Genomic DNA, 22,687 nt, shown 5'->3' with positions numbered 1-22,687 from the left:
AATGGTCTAATCCCATTTGATTACATCATGGTTTGCCTTGATGAACTGTGTAAACCAGCACCTGATATCGACAGCCTGTTACCATGGAATGTTAAAAAGTAGGTGTAGTTGCCTAGACGCTTACGTAAAAAACTTTCCACTTCTCTTATGTCTGGAGGTATAAGATCAATGATGGTATCAAATAGGTCGTTAAAATCAGTACGAGATGAAAATTTAGCTTGATGCTTAAAGAGATTTAGTAAGGAGTATTCCTCTAGTTCTTCTAATTTATCCAGGCTATCACACTGAAGAATCTTTTCTGGCGAATTATAAACGGGACAATACTTGTAAAAACTACGAGGTTTCTTTTCTACGGACATATTATTTCCCTTTAACGGTGCTACTCATCTGTTATTGCATGAAGTATTACTTGTTATGTCGTTCTCTATGCAACACTAAAATGATGAAGCCATAATGCCTTTTTTAAGCTCATTAAATACTTTAAAGGATGCAGTACCTAAGAATTTCCTACCATCTTTGAACTCACAAATAAAAGTAGTATCTTTGCTTTTTCCACCCAATATTAATCCCGCTAACAACCCTACAGGACCAAGTAGAACACTACCTGCAACGCCCCAGCCTGCTGCACCACCGATACTTATAACTGACTCCTCAGATGCCTCTTCTAACCTTTCTATTTCCGAAGGATTTATCTTTTCACGAAAAAATTCACCTTCATTTTTCATTGAGAATTTACCATGCACGTACTGGCTTTCATTTCCTTTTTTAAAATCTCCTGCGTGTATATCAATTCTACCAAGCCCCATATTAACTCCTTTATAAATATAATCTTTGATTGGCTAAAGCATAAGATACTCCGAAAAAGTGTTAAGGACAAATCGAATATTGTTGTAAGCCACTGATCAATATAGCGATATAGTGATAGCGTTCATCCTGATGTACATTCGTTAGTGTCTAATGTTATTTAAATCTCACATCTAAATTCAGGGTTGATTATAGATGTGAGTAAAGTGGCCTCTAGATATGGCGATGAACATTAGCTGGGGTAGGGCTTAACCTAGCTCGCTAGAATGCCGCTGAGCATATGCTCTAAATGATAATGGGGGCAACAATTTGCCAGTAATAAACCCGTTTCCTTTAGATGATAAAGTAGCCCTAGGTTGTAGGGCCATTTAATATTAGCAATCTGTACTTTCTGAAAGTAAGAGAGCATCTTCTAATTCAACACCAAGATATCTTATCGTATTATCTACCTTTGTATGACCTAGTAAAAGTTGAACTGCTCGAATATTCTTTGTTTTGGCATAGACAAGAGTCACCTTGGTTCGCCTCATAGAGTGGGTTCCATATAGGTTCGGATCTAATCCCAGATCGGATGCCCATTTCCTAACAATGTATCTATAGTATGAGTAGCTAATCGACTGTTGCTTTAATCTAGGACTGGGGAAAACAAAATCGCTTGCGCTTAACGATGCAAGCAAAATCCATTTAATCAGACTTTGTTGGGTTCTTGACGTGATTTCAAACTGAACTTCAATGTCAGTCTTATGTTGGATATGCTTAACTCGATTAAATATCCGGTCTTGAGAAGAAATATCGCATACTTTCAAAGGTAATAAGTCGCTCGCCCTAAGTTTGCTATCAATTGCCAAATTGAGCAGTGCTAACTGCATCAAGTTGCTCTCAATCTCAAGTCTGGTACGAATTCGCCAAATTTCTTCAAGACGAAAAGGCTTTTTGACACCACTTCGTTGCCCACGGTTTAATATGACCATGATGACCTCCTTTTTGGTTGCTTGGTCATCACGATTATAGTTAGTGGAATTAGGACAGAAATGAGTCAGGCCGCCCACTAATTTAGTGATAAATGAGTTAGCCAAACTTACCCATTAACGCAAGTTTTGATTGACGGATAACCTCTATGTTGCAGAGAAAATTAGCTAATTCACGACATAGTTATCATTAAGTGTATATCCACAGTTAAAGTATTTTCACTTCAATAGGGATACAAAAGTACTCTATTGACCTGTTGAATATAAAAAATTAAAATAATGATTATAACCTTAGGGGAGTAGTCTCTCAGTACCGTCTGAGATAGCAGTCAACATATCCCGAACAGCAGTTCGTGGCGGTTATGTCCTATTTGGATTGACAAGACTTAAGGCAAATGCGGCTCTCGGGGTGGAGAGCCACGTTTGCCTGTGTCCAAACCACCCCAAGGATATAAATATTTTGTCTGATTTTTATTTTTGTACATTCTTGTATTCAGTGAGTGTACATGGATTTAATTAATGCTGTAATACTAGGGATTATACAAGGTATTACAGAATTCCTACCGATTTCAAGTTCTGCTCACCTTATTCTCGCTCCTCTGGTTGCTGGCTGGAAGGACCAAGGGGTGGCATTCGACCTAGCTGTCCATATAGGCACCTTGCTTGCTGTTTTACTCTACTTTAAAAATGATGTAACAAACCTAATTTACGATGGTTTGTGTTCATTTCAACATCGTCAATTCGTTGGTCAAGGGAAAATCCTGCTGTTGTTAATCATTGCGACAGTGCCGGCGGCTTTGGTTGGTTTGTTGTTAATGGATCTCATTGACGAGCAGTTACGATCCGTTGAAGTCGTCTTTTTCACCACATTGGGGTTTGGTTTGTTATTAGGCTGGGCTGATTGGCGGCCTAACCAGCAATGCGACTTATCTTCATTGCGCTTAAAAGACGCTTTACTCATCGGTATCGCACAAGCATTTGCTCTTATTCCTGGCACCTCTCGTTCAGGTGCAACCATCACCGCAAGCTTGCTGCTAGGTTTAAGCAGAGAAGCCGCTTCGCGCTTTTCATTTTTACTTGCCATTCCCATTACAGCATTGGCCGCGAGCGCAAAAATATTGGAAGTGGCATCAAGTGACATACATATCGATTTGCTTGCTTTTTTGGTAGGCGGATTAACTTCTTTCGTCATGGCTTTGACTGCTATCCACTTTTTCTTAAAGTGGCTGGATCGATTTGGTATGTGGCCTTATGTGATTTATAGAATCGTCTTGGCTGCATTAATTTATTTCATTTTTTTAACTTAAGGTAACGTTATGACACTTGCTATATTGGCTATATTAGGTGGTTTTATTTTATTAGTGTGGAGCGCTGATCGCTTTGTTGAAGGCGCTGCGGTAACCGCTAAGCATGCTGGAATGCCCTCGCTGCTTATTGGTATGGTGATCGTTGGTTTTGGTACGTCTGCACCTGAAATGGTGGTTTCCGCCATGGCGGCAATAGATGGTAATCCTGATTTAGCGCTGGGGAATGCCTTAGGCTCGAATATTGTTAATACTGGCTTAATTCTTGGCGTAACAGCCGTTATTACACCGATTATGGTGCAGTCTAAAATTGTCCGAAAAGAAATCCCCTTGTTGTTGTTAATAGGCTTACTGTTGGGCTATTTTCTCTTGGATGGCGCATTGACGCGTGTTGAAGCGGTGCTGCTATTGGTTGGGTTCTTTACTTTGATTGGTTGGAGTATTTTTTCTGCCATTAAAAGTAAAGGTGACAAATTAGAAACGGAGATGGATCAGGAATTAGTTGATCATGCTATGCCGCTCAAAAAAGCCATTTTTTGGTTAGTGCTGGGTCTTGTGCTGTTAATCGAAAGTTCGCGTGTTTTGGTATGGGGAGCTGTAAACATTGCACATGCATTTGGTGTAAGTGACTTGATTATTGGACTCACCATCGTCGCATTGGGTACTTCACTCCCAGAGCTTGCCGCTTCGGTTATAGCCGTTAGAAAAGGCGAGCACGATATTGCGATAGGCAACGTTGTTGGTTCGAACATGTTTAACTTACTTGCTGTTGTTGGTATTGCGGGTGTTATTTCGCCAATGTCCAGCTTACCTGAACAAGTACTATCACGCGACTGGTTAGTGATGATGAGCATGACGGTAGCCTTATTGATTATTGCTTATGGTTTTCGTCGAGCGGGCCGTATTAACCGATATGAAGGTGTTGGTTTATTAATCGCGTTTTGTGCCTACAATGTCTGGTTGGTGTCATCAGTAATTGCTTAGCTTTACTCCTTTTTAAGTACGCCTTAACATTTAGCTTTATTTAACAAAAAACAGGAATAAATGATATGAAAGAATCACTCATGCAGTTTTGGTCTGATCACTCACAAACAATTATAACACTCGGGTATAATTTGTTATTGGCAGTTGCCATACTGATCGCTAGCTCATTAATAGCCAAAACGGTTCGTAAAGCAATCGCGAATACGAGAACCAGGCTTGATAAAACATTAATCCCGTTATTTTCAACAATAGCCAGTTACGCGGTTTATGTCATTGGTGGTGTATTTATTCTGGATATTTTTGGCGTCAATACAGCGAGCTTAATCGCGCTGGTTGGTGCTGCGGGCTTAGCGATTGGACTGGCTCTGAAAGACACGTTAAGCAATATCGCCGCAGGTATTATGTTACTAATAGTACGCCCATTTCGCGCCGACGATTTTATTGAGTTTGGTGGAACGCAAGGTACCGTTAGAGAAATAAATTTATTTACAACCATTCTTGAAACCACTGATGGATTATATATTGCCTCACCTAATAGCATGCTATGGGGTAATAATATTAAAAACTTCACTCGTAATGGTAAACGACGTATGGATATTATTGTGGGTATTTCATATTCAGACTCTATTAATGAAGGGTTTGCTGTATTAAAGAAAATTGCTGAGAGTGAATCAAGATTGTTAGCTGAACCTGCGCCTCAAGTGATGGTTGCATCAATGATCGATAGTGCAGTGAACATTCAGCTAAGAGTATGGGCAAAAAATGAAGATTACTGGTCAGCGTACTGGGATTTAAATAAGCGAGTGAAAGAAGCAATAGAAGTCGCAGGGCTAACCATCCCATTCCCTCAGCGAACATTGCATATTGTCGGTGAACAAAACGCCCAAGCAATACAGAAAAATGCACGAAAAGATTAATTACTTTCCTTTTATTTACCCTAACAATGGGTTTAGTTGCAGTTCTGTCGCCGAACCTAATCACTGACATGACCGCATATAAAATAAACCCATAGTCTGACAAATCGAAACATATAAAAAATAGATATTTATGGGAGAATGATATTTTTTTACGAAAAACAAAATGGCTTGTGTTCTATCTAACAAACTTTTGGATAAAACCTTGTTAGATAATTCACTCTTATTAGTCAGATTCGGATTAGCTATTCTAATAATAATGTTTCGTTTGGTTGCAAACTAACCAACACTCGATATCACAAGTCGGAATTGGCATAACGGGGTCATGAATCAATTCTCTAGAGATCTGATTCATCTTAAGGGAAAAAATCGCCCCAGAACAGCTGCAAACGGGGCGATAGGGCGGGTTTTAGCGGATGGCGTGAATCAGACTGGTGTAGAGTGATTCACTCACTACTTCGAGTACTCACTTATACCCCCTTTGTTCCTTACCCACGACTAATTAATCAAGAAGCTATACTTATAACTTCAACGATTCACCATCTTCAGGAATTAATACTTGTTTTTCAATGCCTTCTTCTTGCACGAACTCCCTGAGCTCTTTACGAGTCAATGCTGCGTGATTGACCGTATCCATGTGTACAGCAACAATTTTAGCTTGAGGTGCATGCTTAATCGTTCGAAGTGTGTCCTGTTCACCCATGATAATAGAACCTTCAAGGCCGTCTAAACGAGCATCACCCGTGTTAAGAACAACTACTTCAGGCTTAAATTCATTTAGAACATTTTCCACTTCATTACGCCAAATGGTATCACCGACAAAATATACAGTACTGTAATTATCTGCTTGTAACACCACCCCCATAGCTTCTCCTAACAATTTAGCTAACTCTGGGATTGCATACATTTCATCCGTGCCATGCTGCCCACCTGTTTTGGTTAAACGAATACCATTGAACTGAGTTTTAATGCCTAACACACGCACATCTTTAAAGCCTTGAGCGCGAATAGTATTTGCATCCTCTTCATTTTGAACAAATAAAGGCATCGTTTTAGGAATTACACTTTGTGCTGTATCATCCCAATGATCAAGATGTGTGTGAGTGACAATAACAGCGTCTACATTGTCAATTACAGCTTTAGCTGACATGGGTAAATCGATCATTGGTATACGTATTTCACTACGATAAGTACCGGCAAAACCAGGATAGGTATCTTTCTTTGCCAGCATAGGATCGATTAAAAATGTTGTGTCACCATAAGCGAGTTTAGATGTTGCATTTCGAATATGCTGAAACTGAACCTGCTGTGGTTCTGAATGCAGCGTTGGAGCCGATTCAGCTAATGCATTGGTGCTATTTATGATGGTTGCAAGCCCTAAGGTAAATAGGATGGTGATAGCTTTGTTTTTCATAATGTATCTCTTTGGCGGTTGATTAATATGAGACATTATCTTCGGTATTTACGAGAGGGAATATTGACCCAAGAGACAAATATCGAAACAATTGGGCCAAATAATGATATGACGATTCACTTGGGAGCGCTTTGCACATGCAAGTACCAACTGTCGCTTTGATTCTCTACCCTCATTTCAGCGTGTTTCATGTCGCTGTGCCTCAAGCCGTTTTTTCGATGCAGCCAGATGGCAAACCCATTTTTGACTTAAAGATCGTGTCAATTGATGGTAAGCCACAACACTCTGACAATTGTATGACAGTTCAGCCTGATGGTGGATTAGAACTCGTTGAGTTGGCAGATATAGTCGTCATTCCAGGGTGGCATGACCTAGAAAGTCCGCCTGCTTCCAATATTTCTGAAGTATTGGTTAGAGCTCATGAAAGAGGATCTACGGTCGTGGGGCTTTGCTATGGTGCTTACGCATTAGCCTACTCAGGGCTATTAGATGAAAAAGAAGCGGCAACTCATTGGATGGCAGAGGACGATTTTACTGTTCGTTTTCCAAATATAAAGCTAAATACGAACGCACTTTATGTTGAAAGCGACCGTGTAGTCACTTCCGCAGGTACTGCAGCCGCTTTAGACTGTTGCTTGTATATTGTGAGGTCTTTTTATGGGACAAAAACAGCGAATAAAGTTGCGCGCATCTTAGTTGTACCGCCACACAGAGAAGGCGGCCAGGCACAATTTATTGCACAACCCATCCCAAAATCAACTCAAGATGCAGAGGTCAATCGGTTACTGGATTATTTACGTGAAAACCTCGACAAACAATATTCCATCGCTGATTTAGCAGACCAATTATTTATGAGTCGCCGTACCTTTACTCGGCATTTCAACAACGCTACCGGTATGTCATTTGGAAAATGGCTTGTGAATGCTCGTCTGCAACGTAGCCTTGAGCTTCTTGAAAGTACACGACTTCCTGTAGAAAAAGTGTCTGAAATGGTTGGTTTTCAGACTGCAACGTCATTTAGGCAACATTTTAATCAACGTTTTCAAGTTAGCCCAAGTGCTTGGCGTAAAACGTTTGCGGGAAACTAACGATGTTAGAGCTATGTTGGAAGCAACTCTAAAATAAACTATAAACGCCGATTTTACTGAGTGTTCGATTTTTACAAGTACACTATAGAGAGCCCTTTAGCCAAAAGCTAACGTGAAATGATGGTGTTCAGCCCGTGAACCAGACTAGGCAAGTCTGATTCACCGTAACGATTTTTGAAACCCCTCATAGTCAGGTAATACTTTTGGGTATTCATTACTTTATATATCTCAAACTATCAGATTAAGCAAGAGCTAGCCTTCGAGCTGTGACACGTTTTGGGGCATAAATGTGCCAGCAGTATTCGACTGGCACGCCTTTGCACATCAACGCGTTATTAAGCATGCTCAAACTTACTTGATCAATTACCTCTTTTAACTTGCTCAATTTGCAGAGAACTTTTAGGCGGGGAGTGTCAGCTGAGTCGCTACAAAAAGTTATTCTTATCCTCTATTGTCTGCGATGGCTTAACACGATGACATTACTCATATCCACTGGTTGAGGCTTTAATGCCCACTGTTGCCACTGGTTAACAAATTCTTCATTAGGGAAAAAGTGCTCCTTCTTGTGCTTACTATTACGAGGAAACTGACCTGAAAATAAGTTAAAGCCAAGTAGATCAACATCTTCAAGTAACATTCCATCTTCATAGCAGTGACGTTCAAGATGCCAATGAACGTCATTTAGGTGAGCTTGCACGCTACGGTCACTTCGAGGGTAGAAGGCACAGTCATTAACTTCTCTGTCATAATGGTCAACACAGTTCTCTACCTCGACCGTATCAACACCGCTTTCATTGGCTAGACTGTGAAAACACGCCTTTAGCATTGGCTCAAAGGTATTGAGAAACTGATAAATATCACCTTTCTTTCCTGCTAGTACTGTTATACAAAAACGACTTTGATAATCCATCGCCATTAAGTATCTTTTGCGTTTAATGGATACACAATGTAGTACCCACTGCCATTGAAATTCACCATTGTTGTCGGTATCAACACCGTTTGGAAAAACAGGCGTTTCAATCGACTCTGCGATGGTTTTATGTGGCGCAGGCTCTAGATCTGAAACCTTTTGGCCTTGACGTGTAACCGTAAAAAACTCTACTGCGGCTTTGGTGCAGTTAAAAACTAACATTTCGTATTACCTATTTTTGATAGTACATCACCATCGTCATGGTGTTCTATTTTTACTCGCATTACATGATCACTCATACTAAATATGAGGAATATTTTATGGTTTATCGCATTATAATAGTTTAGGCATGAGGAAACTGAAAAATGTTAGGGAAAGCAGCACTGAATTGGAATGGGACATAAGTAAGCTAACACTTTATTTGTTCTCGTAGCTCAAAATCAGTAGAAAATGCAAAAAGCTAAACAGGCTTTGATGTCTTTGTACCCGCTTATATCCATTGTTGACCAATGCGATTTCTAAAAAACCATTACCATCATGGTTACCTAAGTAGAGTCCTTGATCCTCTTTTGCAAATAAAAAGTTTTTAGGATTAAAACCAAAATCTGAGATTGTTTTTTTCCACCGAATTTCAATGTGCTTTGACTCTTCAATAGTTAAATCGGCCCTGTAAAACGTGAATACTAAATGCCTACCCTTTAAGCCTAAAAGTTGACAAAAACGCATAAACATTCTTGATAATGTTGAGTCCGGACACCTCAACTCATAACCTTTACCTGGTACGGCGTATTTTAATATTTCCATGCTCAACCTCACGTTAGCTAAGGTTAACGGTTCAACCCCTATACTCTTGTCGAATTTGTCGCAAAGATACATAAATACTTTACTGGATTTAGCAACAGTTGCATCATCTTTGGCAACATATTCGTCATTATGTAATCTTGGAAAGGCTGGGATCAATGGAAGTCGCTTACCTATGCGCGGGTAATGTTGATGTATTTGCTCAGCATTATTAAGTAGTTGCTGTAACTCTTCGAGTGGAACATTGTAATATTGAGAAGACTCTATAACCGAGCTGACTTTCAAGGCGTTCAGTGCGCGAGCCCAAGTCATGCTGCTTATCTCAATATTGGGTTTTATTTCTTGGACATACGTTGAAAATGTTGGAACCGACAAGGATGACGTTAATGGTGCAGGCTTTATCGCTAATTTCGCTTCTGTATCTCGAGTGTAATAGTTTAACCTTTCGGCCAAACTTAAGCCGGGCTCAGGTTCTAGCCAAGATACTCGCCCAACACATTCTGAAGTAAAATACTTAGTTAACGTAAAGTAAGGCTTTAAGTCTAGGTAGTACAAAATATCTTTAAGGTGTAAATAGCTATTTAACGTTGATTGAACATCTTTATGTCCCATCAAATGAGCCAAAATGAACATTTTTTTACGGCTATTCATATTATAGCGTAATCGAGTTTGTAACCGTTGTAGATAATCATCATCAAATATTTGATGACCGAACATCGTTAGTTGTACACGCCCCTGCTTTATGGTTCTTGGATTTAAGCGGCACCAAGACCAATTAGCAAAACTATGACGAAGATGATGAATTCGTAAAGTGTAGTCTTGAGTAAAGTGACGGATTAAATCTGTTATTAACTCATAAGCCTGATTAACTCGAGTTGCATCGTCAAACAATAGCGCCTTTTTGTTTGCACCTGAGTGTTGCTGTATTTGATATCGCACCCGTAACTTTTCTATGGCTGTCTTTGGCCAAAGCGCATCTAATGGTAACTCACGACGAGCAGAAGTCGTTTTGAGCGTGCGATGCTGATTGGGTCTAACCGAAAGCTGCACATAGTCAAATGCATCTTTGGCTGGCGTATTGACTGCAAATGAAAAGTCAGCCCAGGTTAATTTTGCAGCTTCATTTCTTCGCAAGCCGCTGTAAAAGCAAAAACATAACAAAAAATAAGCATATTGATAAACAAGAACATCTTGAACATGATCTGTGAGATATTCCATGACTTCATCAATATGACTTGGTGAAATTAAATTCGCGTCAACTTCACTAGAACTACCAATAACATCAATATCGGATAGGCAGAGATCTCGAACTAAATTTGTTTCGACTAAAAACTGTGCGAAATAATACACATACTTTTTTCGTTGTGCTGAGGTAAACATTTCTGCTGATTCATTGAGCTTATCAGCCCAATCTTCACCCGATAATAACTCTATATCGCATGTACTAAATACGGCGAGAAACGGCTTGCTCAAACTTCTGACATAATCCACTGCAGTGGCCAACTTTAATCGGCGCTTGTAGGTACCTCCATTTTTTAACAGTGAAAATAACCAAGAGCATAACAGCCAGAGATAAGGATTGGCGGTTACATCTAATGACTTAAGCTTTTTACTCAAAGTATCTAAACATGCTGATCTTGATGCTTCTTTGATTAAATCCGAATAAATGTCATCTAGTTGTTTTAATGTAGTAACAATAGCGATAAAGCAATGGTTTTTGTTCGCCACATGTCGCCATTGCTTAAATTCGTTTGTGCCTTGATCACTTACCCCTAACAAATGCGGCTCGAAATGTAAGCATGCTTTATTTGTTAATATTCGCATAAAAGCATGCTCTGGTAGCGCTTGGCTCACACTGGGTAAAAAATACATTTGATACTGTACTGGTCCTAAGTGCAGTATGTTGTGAATTTTTCTAAGCGTACGTAATTTAAGCATTGATAGATCTGACCAATCAAATTCAGATGCTGTATTTAAATACTTGAGGATACACGTTTGGATCTTTAATGTGTCTTGTTTTACGTTAGCCAATTGTTGTAATGCCATTACCGCAACATCACTCAATATGTATCTTGTTGGCTCTGTTGCTCGCTGCTGTTTTTGCCAATAACAAATTCCTCCGACATAAAACACATCCTGAGGATGCTCAAGGATCGAAAGAAGCTCCTGAGTCTTACTCACATTCACTGTTAAATAAACTAACAGTGCTGCTCGCCCTAGTTTTTCGTTATTAGATAGAGCTCTATTTGGGCTAATTAATTCTTTATCGAGTAGCGAGTAAAGCATATCAACAATTGGCAGCTTGACGAGCTCAACCGGCGATATAATAGGTTTATCTCGTTTAAGAGTAACAATAGACGGTATGTTGGGTGAATCTATACCATGGTGTTTTTTGGCATAATTGAGTATTGATTGCAAAATCAATAATTGCGTTTGCTTACTCAACACCGCTGGTTTTAGTTGCGCAATTAACGCCTCTAGTTCTTCAGGTAAAATTTTTGTTTCTGATTGAATAAATCGTTTTTTTAAATGCCCAAGTAAGTTTTTATAAGATTGATAAAAATCCTCTTCAACTTTCTCTTTGCCATGAACATCATCAACTTTGCTGTGATTATAGTCTTCAAATGCATGTTCATTTTGTTCAACGAAAGCATCAAACACCTCTCGATATAAAGGGTGTAATTTTCCATTTTCATTGAGTTTTCTTATGAAATGACGGACTTTAATGATTTCCATCCAACCTCCTCAAATAACTCATCAAGCACAGGGACTATTTCATTGATGGCTTCAACATGGCTTAAAGCTGAATAATGACCTAATGGCACTTCTCCGGCTTGCCAATGACCCATTTGGAAATTGATTAACTCAGGACAAATATCTTTCTCTAGTAAATGAGATTTCAACCAATGTCGTCCAGCATTAGCAGGCAGCTGTATTATGTTTTTACAATAGTTAACAAGCTCTGATGGTGATAAATTTGTCGCTACAACACTATTGCCTTGTCTATGTAAAAAAAAGAAAGGACCTTGTTGTTTACGTGAATTACGGATGACTTTGTACCATTGTGTTGCCTGAGTATGATTAAAGCTCAACACGTTTTGCTGAACGTCAACTATGTTGTCAATCGTACTGCACATCTTTGGCAGTAACATACGCAACAATGAACGTAAGCACCCTAAGTGACGTTTATATTCTTTCAATTGAGATACTAAAACATTGGGCACTGCGACAATACGAGAATGACTAAAGTCAGAATCGTCTTTATCACTTATACCCATTAAATTTAGTGACGGTAAAAATAAGGCAAATGTTGGTAACGGATTCCAAGCAGCTCTATAGCCCGTTCCAAATAGCAACATCCAAGCTGTATAAGCGGTAAATGCATTATGATATTCAATCATATCTAGCAATCGATGTTGAAAACCAGGTATAGACGCCGACACTCGCTTTGTTAACGAGTTAATTAAGGTTGCTATGGCATCATTTGTCGGTGTGAATGATGACCCCAAGAAGGGATTTGTTTGATCAAAATGTCTAAGCTCAAATAATGAAACCGGTAGTGGTTTGCCCGTGAACAGCTGAATATCTTGTTCAACATTTTGCCATAATTTAGAGAGTTGCTCGGTTCTAAAATGATCCCTGACATTCGCGTAACTTCTCGCAACACGAGTAGTGTACATTTGCACTGCATAGCTATAGTCGATAAAAATAGGATCGATAACATCAGTTGAATTTAGATAATAACTAACAAAGTTAACCAAACGTCGGACACTTACGCGGCCTGAAGCATGTCGATCTGATAGCTTTTTTAGTTTTCGAACGACTGAACTCGTAATTCTTTTTGAATCTTTTTCCTTAAGGATAGGTCCGGTTAACTGAGTCTGCCGATTTTCAACTATGAGTTTTTGTAAAAACTCTGGGCATGGTGTAAAAACCTCCTCTTTAACTTCTCTTAGCCCTTCGTTATCCAGCTTAGCTTTTGCTGAATGGCTTACATAGAAAAACCACCACCCTTGCCCTAGTTCATCGATATACAAGCCCTGCTGGTTTTTAGATAAGTCTGTAAACACGACTAAGCTTTGTATTTCTTCTATAGATTTACTTAGCAACAACATTAGCCAAATCACTATTGCCATTTCGCGGTTGCCTGGTCGATGCCCCATCAGGATTAATTTTTCAATGAGGAAATTAAGCTCTTCAGGCATTAATAATTGTGTATTTTGTATGCCCATATTATGAGAGCGCCGAACACTTGCGGTGACATCAATAGCAGTTCGGTTTTGTACGTGCTTATTGAAAGGAATAGCAGTGTCGAGTAATTCTGTTTTATCACGTTTTGTATCAACGTCACGGTTATTAATTACAAATGTCTGAGCAGCATATTGATCATCATCATTTAAACCTTCACTGTTTGGTATTAATGGTTCATCTGGAATTAATGCGAAAATATCATTGTGAGCACCAACAATCGGAATGGCTATTGGATCTGCATACCGTTTAGGTACTCTATCAATTGCAGGTCTTCTTCGTGTGATATGTTTTGCTGGTTTCCAATCGTTGGAAAAGAAATGACACAGTATTCGAAGATAATTTTTATGTGGTAGATATGGCCATGTTTCTTTACTAGTGAGATATTGATCTAATTGGTGGGCAATGGCCGCTGGTGAATCACCTGTTGTATTGGGAATTGTCTCGCGTACAAAATTCAGTTCAGCAACATTGGTTCTCATGAAAAGCCTGAAATTAGAACAGGCATCTTCTTCCCTGGTTGAAGATTCCCTGGCTAAGTCTTTGTCTCTGAGGGTATCTAACACTGAGTAATAGTGCTTGATGAATGTAGCAAATAATTCGCATGATTTTATCGTCAGGTTGTATTCATAAGATTTAAGCAATACAACATAAAAGGGATATTCACTGCACCACCCTTTTTGATACTTGGTCCGATGATATTCATTGCTGATATAACGGTCCTCGATATCAAAACTATACTTGTGTAATGCATCAAAAATATAGGTTGCTAAATTTAACTCTTTCATTATCGATTGTGCTGAGTGAAAGGATATATTTCTAACACGGGCGATCAATCTAATAACTTGTTTAAGCCCTCCTAGTGATTCAGGGGCAAAAATACGATCAACAAAATCATCTAAATCTTCACTGACCTCATCTTTACCAATGTGCGGCTTTTTGAGTTCGCAATATCGACATATATGCTCTATTAAATGTTGCTTGATACTTGTCATTTTAATCTGACCGTTTTAGTGCTGACATGTAACCACTCACACAATTGTGTTTTGGTTTTTATCATTGGAAACAGCGACTGCCATTGTGGGGAGTTAAAAACTGATGGTTGTTCATCAGTGACAAACCATGCAGATAAAGATTGAGTGATTGAATCTCCTGTGACATTAACAAACTGTTTTAATAACGGCCTAACAATATCATTGAGCATTAATAAATGGAGTGTGTCTTTATTAGGGCGCCGAGGTAACACAATACAAGGTACTAGAGCTTTGGCATCACCAGCATATATTTTACATAACTTTTGATAAGTCAATAAACCAGAAATTAAACGATAATAACCTGCCTCAGTTTTACTTGCTAACAAGGGTGCTTGGTATGAATCGAGCAATATTGATGCGGGGGATTCGACGCTATCATCTGAGCTTGGTTTTAGAGTACTAAGAAGGTTAAACGATTCACAGAAGGTTTTAAGCGAACGCTCAAGTTGAATTTGATTAAATGCAACCATCTCGAGTTTAACGTCGACTAGCAACTTATCTAAACTCTTATTGAAATGCTCAGCATGTTCGTTCATCACTCCCCCTAAACAACAAAATAGTGGTCAATTTGGACATTTCTATATTGTGCCTAAATCGTGCCTATTTCAAGCAAAAATATTGTGAATATTTTCTTGAATTATCGAAAATGAGATGCCCGTTTATTTGAAAAACTCATATTAGTTAAGGGGTATAGGCAAAAGGTGTAGCGCTGAGGGGGTTTAAGAAATAATATTTTTAACGTCTTGACATGGTAGGGGTCGGTGGTTCGAGTCCACTCGGGTGTACCACTCTTTTCAAAGAGTCTAAACATTGGAATTGTAATAAAAGTAAACAATACACCCGTAGCTCAGCTGGTTAGAGCACTACCTTGACATGGTAGGGGTCGGTGGTTCGAGTCCACTCGGGTGTACCAATTCTCTTATACAAGAGAATACGGCCAGCGAAAGCTGGTTTTTTTGTGTCTAAAATTAATAGTTAATATTCACAAGCTAATAAACCCATAGCTCAGCTGGTTAGAGCACTACCCTCTCTTAGTTAACGGCGGCGGTAGGGGTCGGTATTCATGTGGTAAAGCGAAGTCCACTCGGGTGTACCATTTCTTGCTGTAACTCCTCGTTTTAAAAGCCTTTCTGTATTACCAAATTCTCTACGGTAAAAATATATCTGTGCCAAATCGTATTAGCCTCGTGCCAACCAGTCATTTTTCGAATCTATAAGTCATACAATTTCATTCTTGTTAAAATCAGTCTATAAAGTAAATAAAACTCACAACAATAGGCAAAAAACACCAAAATGACGTTTTGTGTCCATTTCGTGCCAAACATGTTGGCACAAGTGATTTTTGAACCTCAAAAGTATGACCACTACCATTACCGGCACGATGAATAATTTACAGCCACACAATCCAGTTGACGTACTTTAAATCAACACCTGATGTACACCAAGTAGATTAATGTACTTTTTCAAAATGGCTTGTCTTTTCAACCACAGCTCTGAACCGCCTACTCATGACAAGCGACTTAACTCTACTATTTGGTTAATTTGAACACCTGCGGTTTTCTATTTAGATTGTGAAATTTAGTGCCGTAGCCAAATGGCAACCGTATTAGTCACCATTCTTTTACCGCAATTATTCGCAGCAAGTCCGCAGGCAAAGGCAAAACAGAAGGGAACGCTTAGAGAATAGTGATCAAATATTTTTGCGACCCAAGGTACATTTACCCCTCCAATTACCATTAACAGCCCAGTAACCAATGACACAGTCATACTGTCACGCCATAGGAGTAATGCTTTGTGGGCATCTTTTATTAGTGGGTCATTTTGTAATGGTTGATAGATATGTTGATACCATACTTGATTTTGCTGCTCTGCAGATGCATCTGAGATTAGGGAATATTAATATTCGAACGTAAAACCAAATTGAGTCAGTTTTTCATAAACATGCACATCAAATCGATACAATGACGCTGCTCTGTGGGCAACATTACGTTGCTTCTCATTACAGTCAATTAATAAATTCATCTTTAATATTTTTCGGCGAAAATTGGGTTTGTCTAATGTCACACCGAGAATAGATTCATATAAATCTTGTAGTTGTAATAAGGTAAATTTTTCAGGTAACAAACTAAAACCGATCGGTTCATGTCTGACTTTGTATTTTAAGTGATTAAGGCAACTGGCCAAAATATTATCATGGTCAAACATCAGTTTAGGGACTTGTCTTACATCAAACCATTCACATTCTATGGCATTTGGACCATGCGATAAATTGGTTTCGTCAAAGCGGACCAACGAATAAAACGCAATGGTAATAATTCGTCTGGCTGGGTAACGGTCAACATCACCGAAGGCACCTAGTTGGTCTAAATATAAGTTTTCGACCCCGGCTGTGTTTTTTACAACTCGCGATGCCGCAGTCTCGAGGTTTTCGTCACTGCGAACCCAGTGACCGACTAAGCCCCATTTATTGGTTGCTAGGCCTTTATTGTATTTAATCAATAAGACTTTAAGTTTGCTGTCATGAAGGGTAAAAATAAGATTATCAACGGTTAAGTTACTAATACAATCAGCAGGGATGGTTTCTTCATCAATAACTTCGTTTATAAAATTCACAGGTAAGATCCAATTTAATATAGCGAGCTTGGTTGTACATACACACTCTGGAGATTGCCGTTGAACAACTGTGTAGTAGTAAAAAAGTCATATTCAACAGACGTTGATAATCACTTTACTCACCAAAAACATAATTGTAAATGCATGAAACAAAATCAATTTCTACTGCACATCACCAATGCACAATATTACAACAATACTTATCATCGTTGTGGCTTAGATGCGTTTTATCAACGATCACCACAAATTAACCTGCTTAAATTATTGATTGTATTTGTATTTTTCGTAAACAAACACTTCATCATCCGTAGAATAGGTCATTGCTAGACAATTGATTTACTCGACTCTCTTTGAATAATTTCAAATTCGAGAATATGACGCAACTGACTGTTTTTTAGTCCTGAAAAGTCTTTGTTTTTATTTGAGGTAAATAAGCTGACAGCTAACGTTGCCATTTCATCAATAGGCTGTCTTACCGTGGTAATGTTTGGCCACACGACCGTTGCGAGGGTTGTATCATCAAAGCCAACAACCGATAAATCATTTGGCACATTAATCCCCTGGCTTTGTGCAATAGACATCACCGCAGCAGCCATATCATCGTTAGCTGCAAAAATAGCACTGGGTTTATCGTGACGAAAAAGTTATATCTTTTAATTTCAAATAACACTAATCGATTTCTAGATTTGAACAAATTCACATAATCAATAACACATAATCAATGACACATACGATGATGACACATACGATGATGACGTGTGGATGATTTGTTAATGTTAGCCTCATCTCTCATGATGAAAAGACGGTGTCCTGCTGATGCTAGCGCTTTAGAAGTGCTTGAAATAAGGACAATTGGAGGCTTATTCAGTTTTCGCAAACAAGGCTGGCCAGTACTGAATTGGGGATATGTTTTGCATTAAGACTTTTAGTCTCGGTTACTGGCTCCGATGATGTGGTGATAGTCGACAGTGTTCCGTGATTGGCTAAGTTATTTAACGAAAATTAATTGCCGAGGGCGCTAAACGTTGCAAAGTTAACTATTTTGATATTTTTGCATGCTTAGAAGTGTTTATGTTGATATCGCTAAACAACTCACTATTTACCGATTTATGTCCTTACTGGATAAGCCAATCCGACTAGACATCGGATTGGCAATTAGCGCTAGAACGGAGCGTCGATGTCAACAATGGCGATAAGTTTGTGGTTAACAAACTCCTTGATGCCGAGACCGACTAGCTCGCGGCCGTAACCTGAACGTTTAACACCACCGAATGGTAAATCCGCCTTAGCCATTGTCGGGTGATTGACGAAGACCATACCTGTGGATATTCGTTTCGCCACTTCTGCACCATGGATTGGGTTGGCAGTAAATACCGAACCGCCCAGACCGAACGGTGAATCATTGGCTATATGGACCGCGTCATCTTCATCTTTGGCGCGAAACATCATAGAAACAGGACCGAAGAATTCCCAATAACGTGCGGGGTTGTCTTCTGCAATGTCAGTCAAAATGGTCGGCTGAACAAAATTGCCTGAATCAGGGACAATTGGCCCAACCTCAGTTGCGGTAGCCCCGTAAGAAATCGCCTGGCGAATCTTATCCTTGATTTCATCGGCTGCCGCCCTAGATGAAAGTGGCGCTAGCGTTGTGCTTGGCTCGAACGGATCACCCGCTTTGAGATTCGCAGTACCACCAATATATCCTTCAAGGAACCGATCATACACCTCATCCACAATGATCATTCGTTTTGATGACACACAGACCTGACCACCATTCCAATGTCGTCCTAGAACCGCCCAGTTAATTGTTTTCTGCATATCTGCATCGGCTAGAACAACTAATGCATCAGCACCGCCAAGTTCAAGAGTCGATTTCTTTAATGCCTTGCCTGCCTGGGCCGCAACGACTGCACCGGCCCTTTCCGACCCTGTTAATGCTACGCCCTGAACGCGCGGATCGTTAATGATCGTTTCTATCTGCGACCTTGTAGCGTATAGATTTTTGAACACACCTTGAGGTAAACCAGCATCGAGCATTAATTTTTCGAATGCAGCCGCGGCCTGCGGAACGTTAGACGCATGCTTGAGCAACAGTGTATTACCAGCAGATATTTGTGGTGCAGCGATACGAACCACCTGATAGAAAGGAAAGTTCCATGGTTCAATCGCCAATAATACACCCAGCGGCTCACACAAAATTTCCGCATCAGCGTCGGCAACCGGTAGCTTTTGTGGAGCCAGCAATTTCTGTGCATTATTTGCATAGTAGTCGAAGATATCTGCTGACAACGCTATTTCTGCTTTGGCTTCGGATATAAGTTTACCCATCTCAATGGTGAGCAAATTGGCATAATAATCAACGTCACGACGTAATAATTCGGCGGCGGCGTGCATTATGCGCGCACGCTCAGTAAACCCAGTATTTTTCCAAAGTAAAAAAGCATCATGCGCATTTTCAATTGCTTGCTTTACTTCTGAGTCGCTTGCATCTGGGAACGTTACCAGAAGATCACCAGTGTAAGGATTGCGTGTTTCATATGTCATAATATTTACCTTTTTTGGGTAATGTACCAACAGGAGACGGGTATTTAACAACCGGCCCCCGGTGTTGTTTTGCAAAAGCTATCGCCCGAGGGCGAAGTCAGAACCATCAAGATGGTAAAATATTGACCTGTTACTTTTGACCAACATGGATTGTACGTTTACCGAAGTTTTCGCCATTAAGAAGGCCTATAAATGCATGAGGAGCATTTTCGAGCCCTGTGATAATCTCTTCTCGGTATTTAATCTTGCCGCTTTTAACCCAACCAGTCATCTCGGCGGCGAAGTCGGGATACAGATGGCCAAAGTCATCAAAAATAATAAAACCTTGCAGCTTAATTTTCTTACGCAGGATCTGACCCATCAGCCAGTTCATTCTATCTGGCCCTTCTGGCAATTCGGTTGCGTTATATTGTGACACCAGCCCGCAAAGTGGGATCCGAGCGTTCGGATTTAATAGCGGGATGACGGCATCAAGGACCTTACCACCGACACTTTCAAAATAGACATCGATGCCGTTTGAGTTCACCTTGGCAAGTTGGTCTGCAAAGTCAGCAACCTTATGGTCGATGCACGCGTCAAAGCCTAACTCATCTACTGCATAGGCACATTTTTCCGCGCCGCCTGCAATTCCAACCACACGACAGCCCAGCAGCTTGCCGATTTGGCCAACAGTGGCCCCGACCGGGCCAGTCGCAGCTGCCACAACAATGGTCTCGCCAGCTTTAGGGGCACCAATATGCTTCAGGCCAGCCCAAGCAGTAAACCCAGGCATGCCTAAAATACCCAGCGCCCATGAAAGATGGGTCGAAGACTTACCGAGGTTAGTGAGCCCGGTGCCATCGGAAACAGCATAGTCTTGCCAACCATTAAAACTAAGCACGAAGTCGCCTGGAGCAAAGCCATCGATATTGGAATCAATAACTTGAGATACAGTACCGCCTATCATCACCGCGCCTATTTCGACAGGGTCTGCATAAGATGGTGCATCGCTCATCCGCCCGCGCATATAGGGGTCGAGCGAAAGGAATTCAGTCCGCAGTAGCATTTGTTTGTCGTTAGCAACAGGGATAGCGGTCTCAATCAAAGTTAACGTGTCTAGCGTAGGTTCGCCTTTAGGACGTTCTGCAAGAACCCATTGTCGATTAGTTGTGTTTGTTTGTGTCATATTCAATCTCCTTTAAAGTGACGCTTCAAGAATGCGACGGACATCAGTTGGGGTGATGTCTTTGTGTTCGCCAAGGGCTGTCATGCCATGTTCCTCCAAGGCGCGAACAATAAGTTCAATTTCTGCTGCAGCAATACCGTAGTCGCTCAATCGAGTCTTGATCCCTAATTGCTCGAAAAACGCCCGCGTGGCGTCTATTGCAGCGTCAATTCGCACAGCATCTGTGCCTTCGGTGATGCCCCAGACATGACTAGCATATTGCAGTAATTTTTCGTGCTTGTGGCCACGCTGATCATTCAATAGTGACGGTAACACGACAGCAAGAGTACGGGCGTGGTCTGTATCATTGAGCGCAGTAATCTCATGTCCGATCATGTGAGAAGCCCAATCTTGTGGCACTCCGGCACCGATTAATCCATTCAAAGCCAGTGTGGCTGTCCACATCAGACTTGCACGAATGTCATAATCTTCTGGTGTCTCTAGCGCTTTAGGGCCAAGCTCAATAATGGTGCGTAGCAGAGACTCGGCAAAACCATCCTGCACGTGTGCGCCACTGGGGTAAGTTAGATACTGCTCGATAATATGGACAAAGGCATCTGCAGCGCCATTGGCAATCTGACGCGCAGGCAGCGTATAGGTAAGTTCAGGATCGAGGACCGAAAAAATTGGGTAGCAATGCGGACTTCTAAAAGGAAGCTTGGCTATCTTCTCAGGGTTGGTTATCACCCCACCATTGTTCATTTCAGATCCTGTTGCAGGCAATGTAAGCACCGTTCCAAACGGCATCGCCGCGGTCACTTTTGCCGTGCCGGCAGTAAGGATCTCCCAGGGGTCACCAGCATAAAGCGCCGCCATCGCGATAAATTTAGTCGCATCAATGACAGATCCGCCACCCACGGCAAGCAAAAAGGTGATGTTGTTATCAGCGATTACTTTGACGGCATTAAGGGTCGTTGCATAACGAGGATTTGGTTCTATGCCACCGAACTCCACCAATGTGCGACCAGAAAGTGCTGTTCTCACTTGCCCTAATACACCGGTTCGTTCCGCGCTACCACCGCCATAGATAATCAATACTTTTGCATCTACTGGAATATGATCGTTAAGGTCTTCGATGCGGCCTTTACCAAAGAGAATTTTTGTCGGGTTGTGAAAGTCAAAGTTGTTCATATTCTATGTTTCCTTCTGTTTCAATGTGAAGGCGTACGTTTATGCTGACATACGTCGATTTTTCTGTGTCTAGTATTCGAATATAGGCAGACCTGATGAACACATATACTGCGACAACTTGTAACTGCGGCGATAAAAAAGAGACTTAACAGCATCGCCAATATCGCTATTTTGCCGTTCATGGCAATTGCCTAGATGGAATAAAATGCGTTGATCATATTCACTTGCTTGATATCTACATTGTTATTCTTTACTAAATGGTCAACTATAATTAAATGAGTAAACCACCTAAAGTAACCACTTGAATATGTCAATACGATATTTAAATATAAAACTCGTTATTACCTCTGATTTAAGATGTTTATATTTAGATATAATATTAAAATATATTTTCAGCATGACGCTAACCATATTAAAACCAGATGATTAAAATCACTGTTAGTGCGGTGCTTTAAATAAACCAAATTATATTTTACTGTTTAGTTACACTAACATACCAATGTTAGCCTTTCCAATTAGACCAATAAATCTTAATAATTGTAAACAGTTCAGACTAAAATGATGTAATTGAGTACATCCTTTTAACAATACTAACGATTGGGATTAAGTTTTGTTTAAGTATAAAAATGATGATAGGGACTAACAATAATCAGCGTATGTTATTAGCCACATAAGATTAACTTAATAACAATTCTGAAATTTATAAATAGTTAGATAAATAGTTAG

At 40.2% G+C, this 22,687-nt stretch carries 15 protein-coding genes, 1 tRNA gene and 1 pseudogene; 5 read left to right on the top strand and 12 right to left on the bottom strand.

Annotated elements, in window-relative coordinates; translation table 11 throughout:
* Positions 1-434 precede the first annotated feature (434 nt).
* Both H5125_RS19860 and H5125_RS19855 read right to left on the bottom strand, forming a co-directional pair.
* A complete protein-coding gene (locus H5125_RS19860) occupies positions 435-806 on the bottom strand; it encodes a hypothetical protein (protein ID WP_124017007.1) in 372 nt (123 codons plus the stop codon).
* 372 nt (positions 807-1,178) lie between these two features.
* Complete coding sequence (locus H5125_RS19855) at positions 1,179-1,775, bottom strand: tyrosine-type recombinase/integrase (RefSeq protein WP_124017006.1); 597 nt, start codon at positions 1,773-1,775, stop codon at positions 1,179-1,181.
* 503 nt (positions 1,776-2,278) lie between these two features.
* Between H5125_RS19855 and H5125_RS19850 the strand changes: the two genes are divergently transcribed.
* From H5125_RS19850 to H5125_RS19840, 3 genes are all read left to right on the top strand, one after another.
* Complete coding sequence (locus H5125_RS19850; protein ID WP_124017005.1) at positions 2,279-3,079, top strand: undecaprenyl-diphosphate phosphatase; 801 nt, start codon at positions 2,279-2,281, stop codon at positions 3,077-3,079.
* Positions 3,080-3,088: 9 nt separating this feature from the next.
* Positions 3,089-4,060 (top strand): calcium/sodium antiporter, encoded by a 972-nt coding sequence (locus H5125_RS19845; protein ID WP_182745098.1) that lies wholly within the window; start codon positions 3,089-3,091, stop codon positions 4,058-4,060.
* A 65-nt stretch (positions 4,061-4,125) separates the two neighbouring features.
* Positions 4,126-4,977: a mechanosensitive ion channel family protein gene (locus H5125_RS19840; protein WP_124017003.1), complete on the top strand. Its 852-nt coding sequence runs from the start codon at positions 4,126-4,128 to the stop codon at positions 4,975-4,977.
* A gap of 517 nt (positions 4,978-5,494) precedes the next feature.
* Here H5125_RS19840 and H5125_RS19835 read toward each other — a convergent pair.
* On the bottom strand, positions 5,495-6,388 hold the full coding sequence (locus tag H5125_RS19835) for an MBL fold metallo-hydrolase (protein WP_226410166.1): 894 nt from the start codon (positions 6,386-6,388) through the stop codon (positions 5,495-5,497).
* 137 nt (positions 6,389-6,525) lie between these two features.
* Between H5125_RS19835 and H5125_RS19830 the strand changes: the two genes are divergently transcribed.
* On the top strand, positions 6,526-7,476 hold the full coding sequence (locus tag H5125_RS19830) for a GlxA family transcriptional regulator (protein WP_182745094.1): 951 nt from the start codon (positions 6,526-6,528) through the stop codon (positions 7,474-7,476).
* Between the two features lie 448 nt (positions 7,477-7,924).
* Here H5125_RS19830 and H5125_RS19825 read toward each other — a convergent pair whose 3' ends face one another.
* From H5125_RS19825 to H5125_RS19810, 4 genes are all read right to left on the bottom strand, one after another.
* Positions 7,925-8,608 carry a DUF6933 domain-containing protein gene (locus H5125_RS19825; RefSeq protein WP_182745093.1) on the bottom strand — a complete coding sequence of 228 codons (684 nt, stop codon included), beginning with the start codon at positions 8,606-8,608 and terminating at the stop codon, positions 7,925-7,927.
* Positions 8,609-8,803: 195 nt separating this feature from the next.
* Positions 8,804-11,923, bottom strand: a complete 3,120-nt coding sequence (locus H5125_RS19820; RefSeq protein ID WP_182745091.1) for a site-specific integrase — start codon at positions 11,921-11,923, stop codon at positions 8,804-8,806.
* Positions 11,893-14,430: a hypothetical protein gene (locus H5125_RS19815; RefSeq protein WP_182745090.1), complete on the bottom strand. Its 2,538-nt coding sequence runs from the start codon at positions 14,428-14,430 to the stop codon at positions 11,893-11,895. The genes H5125_RS19820 and H5125_RS19815 overlap by 31 nt, the downstream gene beginning before the upstream one ends.
* Positions 14,427-15,005, bottom strand: a complete 579-nt coding sequence (locus H5125_RS19810; protein ID WP_182745089.1) for a hypothetical protein — start codon at positions 15,003-15,005, stop codon at positions 14,427-14,429. The genes H5125_RS19815 and H5125_RS19810 overlap by 4 nt, the downstream gene beginning before the upstream one ends.
* A gap of 300 nt (positions 15,006-15,305) precedes the next feature.
* Here H5125_RS19810 and H5125_RS19805 point away from each other — a divergent pair.
* Positions 15,306-15,382: transfer RNA gene (locus tag H5125_RS19805), tRNA-Val, on the top strand.
* Positions 15,383-16,365: 983 nt separating this feature from the next.
* Here the strand turns inward: H5125_RS19805 and H5125_RS19800 are convergent.
* The 5 genes and pseudogenes from H5125_RS19800 to H5125_RS19780 form a co-directional block, all read right to left on the bottom strand.
* On the bottom strand, positions 16,366-17,082 hold the full coding sequence (locus H5125_RS19800; protein WP_310734201.1) for an NrtR DNA-binding winged helix domain-containing protein: 717 nt from the start codon (positions 17,080-17,082) through the stop codon (positions 16,366-16,368).
* Positions 17,083-17,405: 323 nt separating this feature from the next.
* Positions 17,406-17,705 (bottom strand): annotated as a pseudogene (locus tag H5125_RS19795) (substrate-binding domain-containing protein); the annotation flags it as partial.
* A gap of 538 nt (positions 17,706-18,243) precedes the next feature.
* The gene (locus H5125_RS19790) at positions 18,244-19,626 is read right to left on the bottom strand and encodes an NAD-dependent succinate-semialdehyde dehydrogenase (RefSeq protein WP_182745088.1); all 1,383 of its coding nucleotides are present in this window, start codon (positions 19,624-19,626) and stop codon (positions 18,244-18,246) included.
* 130 nt (positions 19,627-19,756) lie between these two features.
* Positions 19,757-20,791, bottom strand: coding sequence for an NADP-dependent oxidoreductase (locus tag H5125_RS19785; RefSeq protein ID WP_182745087.1), 1,035 nt, complete (start codon positions 20,789-20,791; stop codon positions 19,757-19,759).
* A gap of 12 nt (positions 20,792-20,803) precedes the next feature.
* On the bottom strand, positions 20,804-21,961 hold the full coding sequence (locus H5125_RS19780; protein ID WP_182745086.1) for an iron-containing alcohol dehydrogenase: 1,158 nt from the start codon (positions 21,959-21,961) through the stop codon (positions 20,804-20,806).
* Positions 21,962-22,687 lie beyond the last annotated feature (726 nt).

The organism is Shewanella sp. SR44-4, assembly GCF_014163715.1.
Taxonomy (GTDB): Bacteria; Pseudomonadota; Gammaproteobacteria; order Enterobacterales; family Shewanellaceae; genus Shewanella.
Note: the sequence above shows the minus strand (reverse complement) of the source record. Positions and strands in the feature narration are given on the sequence as shown.

Bases quoted from the DNA above. Each gene is read 5' to 3' on its own strand.
- H5125_RS19860 (WP_124017007.1), bottom strand. From the start codon at position 806: ATGGGGCTTGGTAGAATTGATATACACGCAGGAGATTTTAAAAAAGGA.
- H5125_RS19855 (WP_124017006.1), bottom strand. From the start codon at position 1,775: ATGGTCATATTAAACCGTGGGCAACGAAGTGGTGTCAAAAAGCCTTTT.
- H5125_RS19850 (WP_124017005.1), top strand. From the start codon at position 2,279: ATGGATTTAATTAATGCTGTAATACTAGGGATTATACAAGGTATTACA.
- H5125_RS19845 (WP_182745098.1), top strand. From the start codon at position 3,089: ATGACACTTGCTATATTGGCTATATTAGGTGGTTTTATTTTATTAGTG.
- H5125_RS19840 (WP_124017003.1), top strand. From the start codon at position 4,126: ATGAAAGAATCACTCATGCAGTTTTGGTCTGATCACTCACAAACAATT.
- H5125_RS19835 (WP_226410166.1), bottom strand. From the start codon at position 6,388: ATGAAAAACAAAGCTATCACCATCCTATTTACCTTAGGGCTTGCAACC.
- H5125_RS19830 (WP_182745094.1), top strand. From the start codon at position 6,526: ATGCAAGTACCAACTGTCGCTTTGATTCTCTACCCTCATTTCAGCGTG.
- H5125_RS19825 (WP_182745093.1), bottom strand. From the start codon at position 8,608: ATGTTAGTTTTTAACTGCACCAAAGCCGCAGTAGAGTTTTTTACGGTT.
- H5125_RS19820 (WP_182745091.1), bottom strand. From the start codon at position 11,923: ATGGAAATCATTAAAGTCCGTCATTTCATAAGAAAACTCAATGAAAAT.
- H5125_RS19815 (WP_182745090.1), bottom strand. From the start codon at position 14,430: ATGACAAGTATCAAGCAACATTTAATAGAGCATATATGTCGATATTGC.
- H5125_RS19810 (WP_182745089.1), bottom strand. From the start codon at position 15,005: ATGAACGAACATGCTGAGCATTTCAATAAGAGTTTAGATAAGTTGCTA.
- H5125_RS19790 (WP_182745088.1), bottom strand. From the start codon at position 19,626: ATGACATATGAAACACGCAATCCTTACACTGGTGATCTTCTGGTAACG.
- H5125_RS19785 (WP_182745087.1), bottom strand. From the start codon at position 20,791: ATGACACAAACAAACACAACTAATCGACAATGGGTTCTTGCAGAACGT.
- H5125_RS19780 (WP_182745086.1), bottom strand. From the start codon at position 21,961: ATGAACAACTTTGACTTTCACAACCCGACAAAAATTCTCTTTGGTAAA.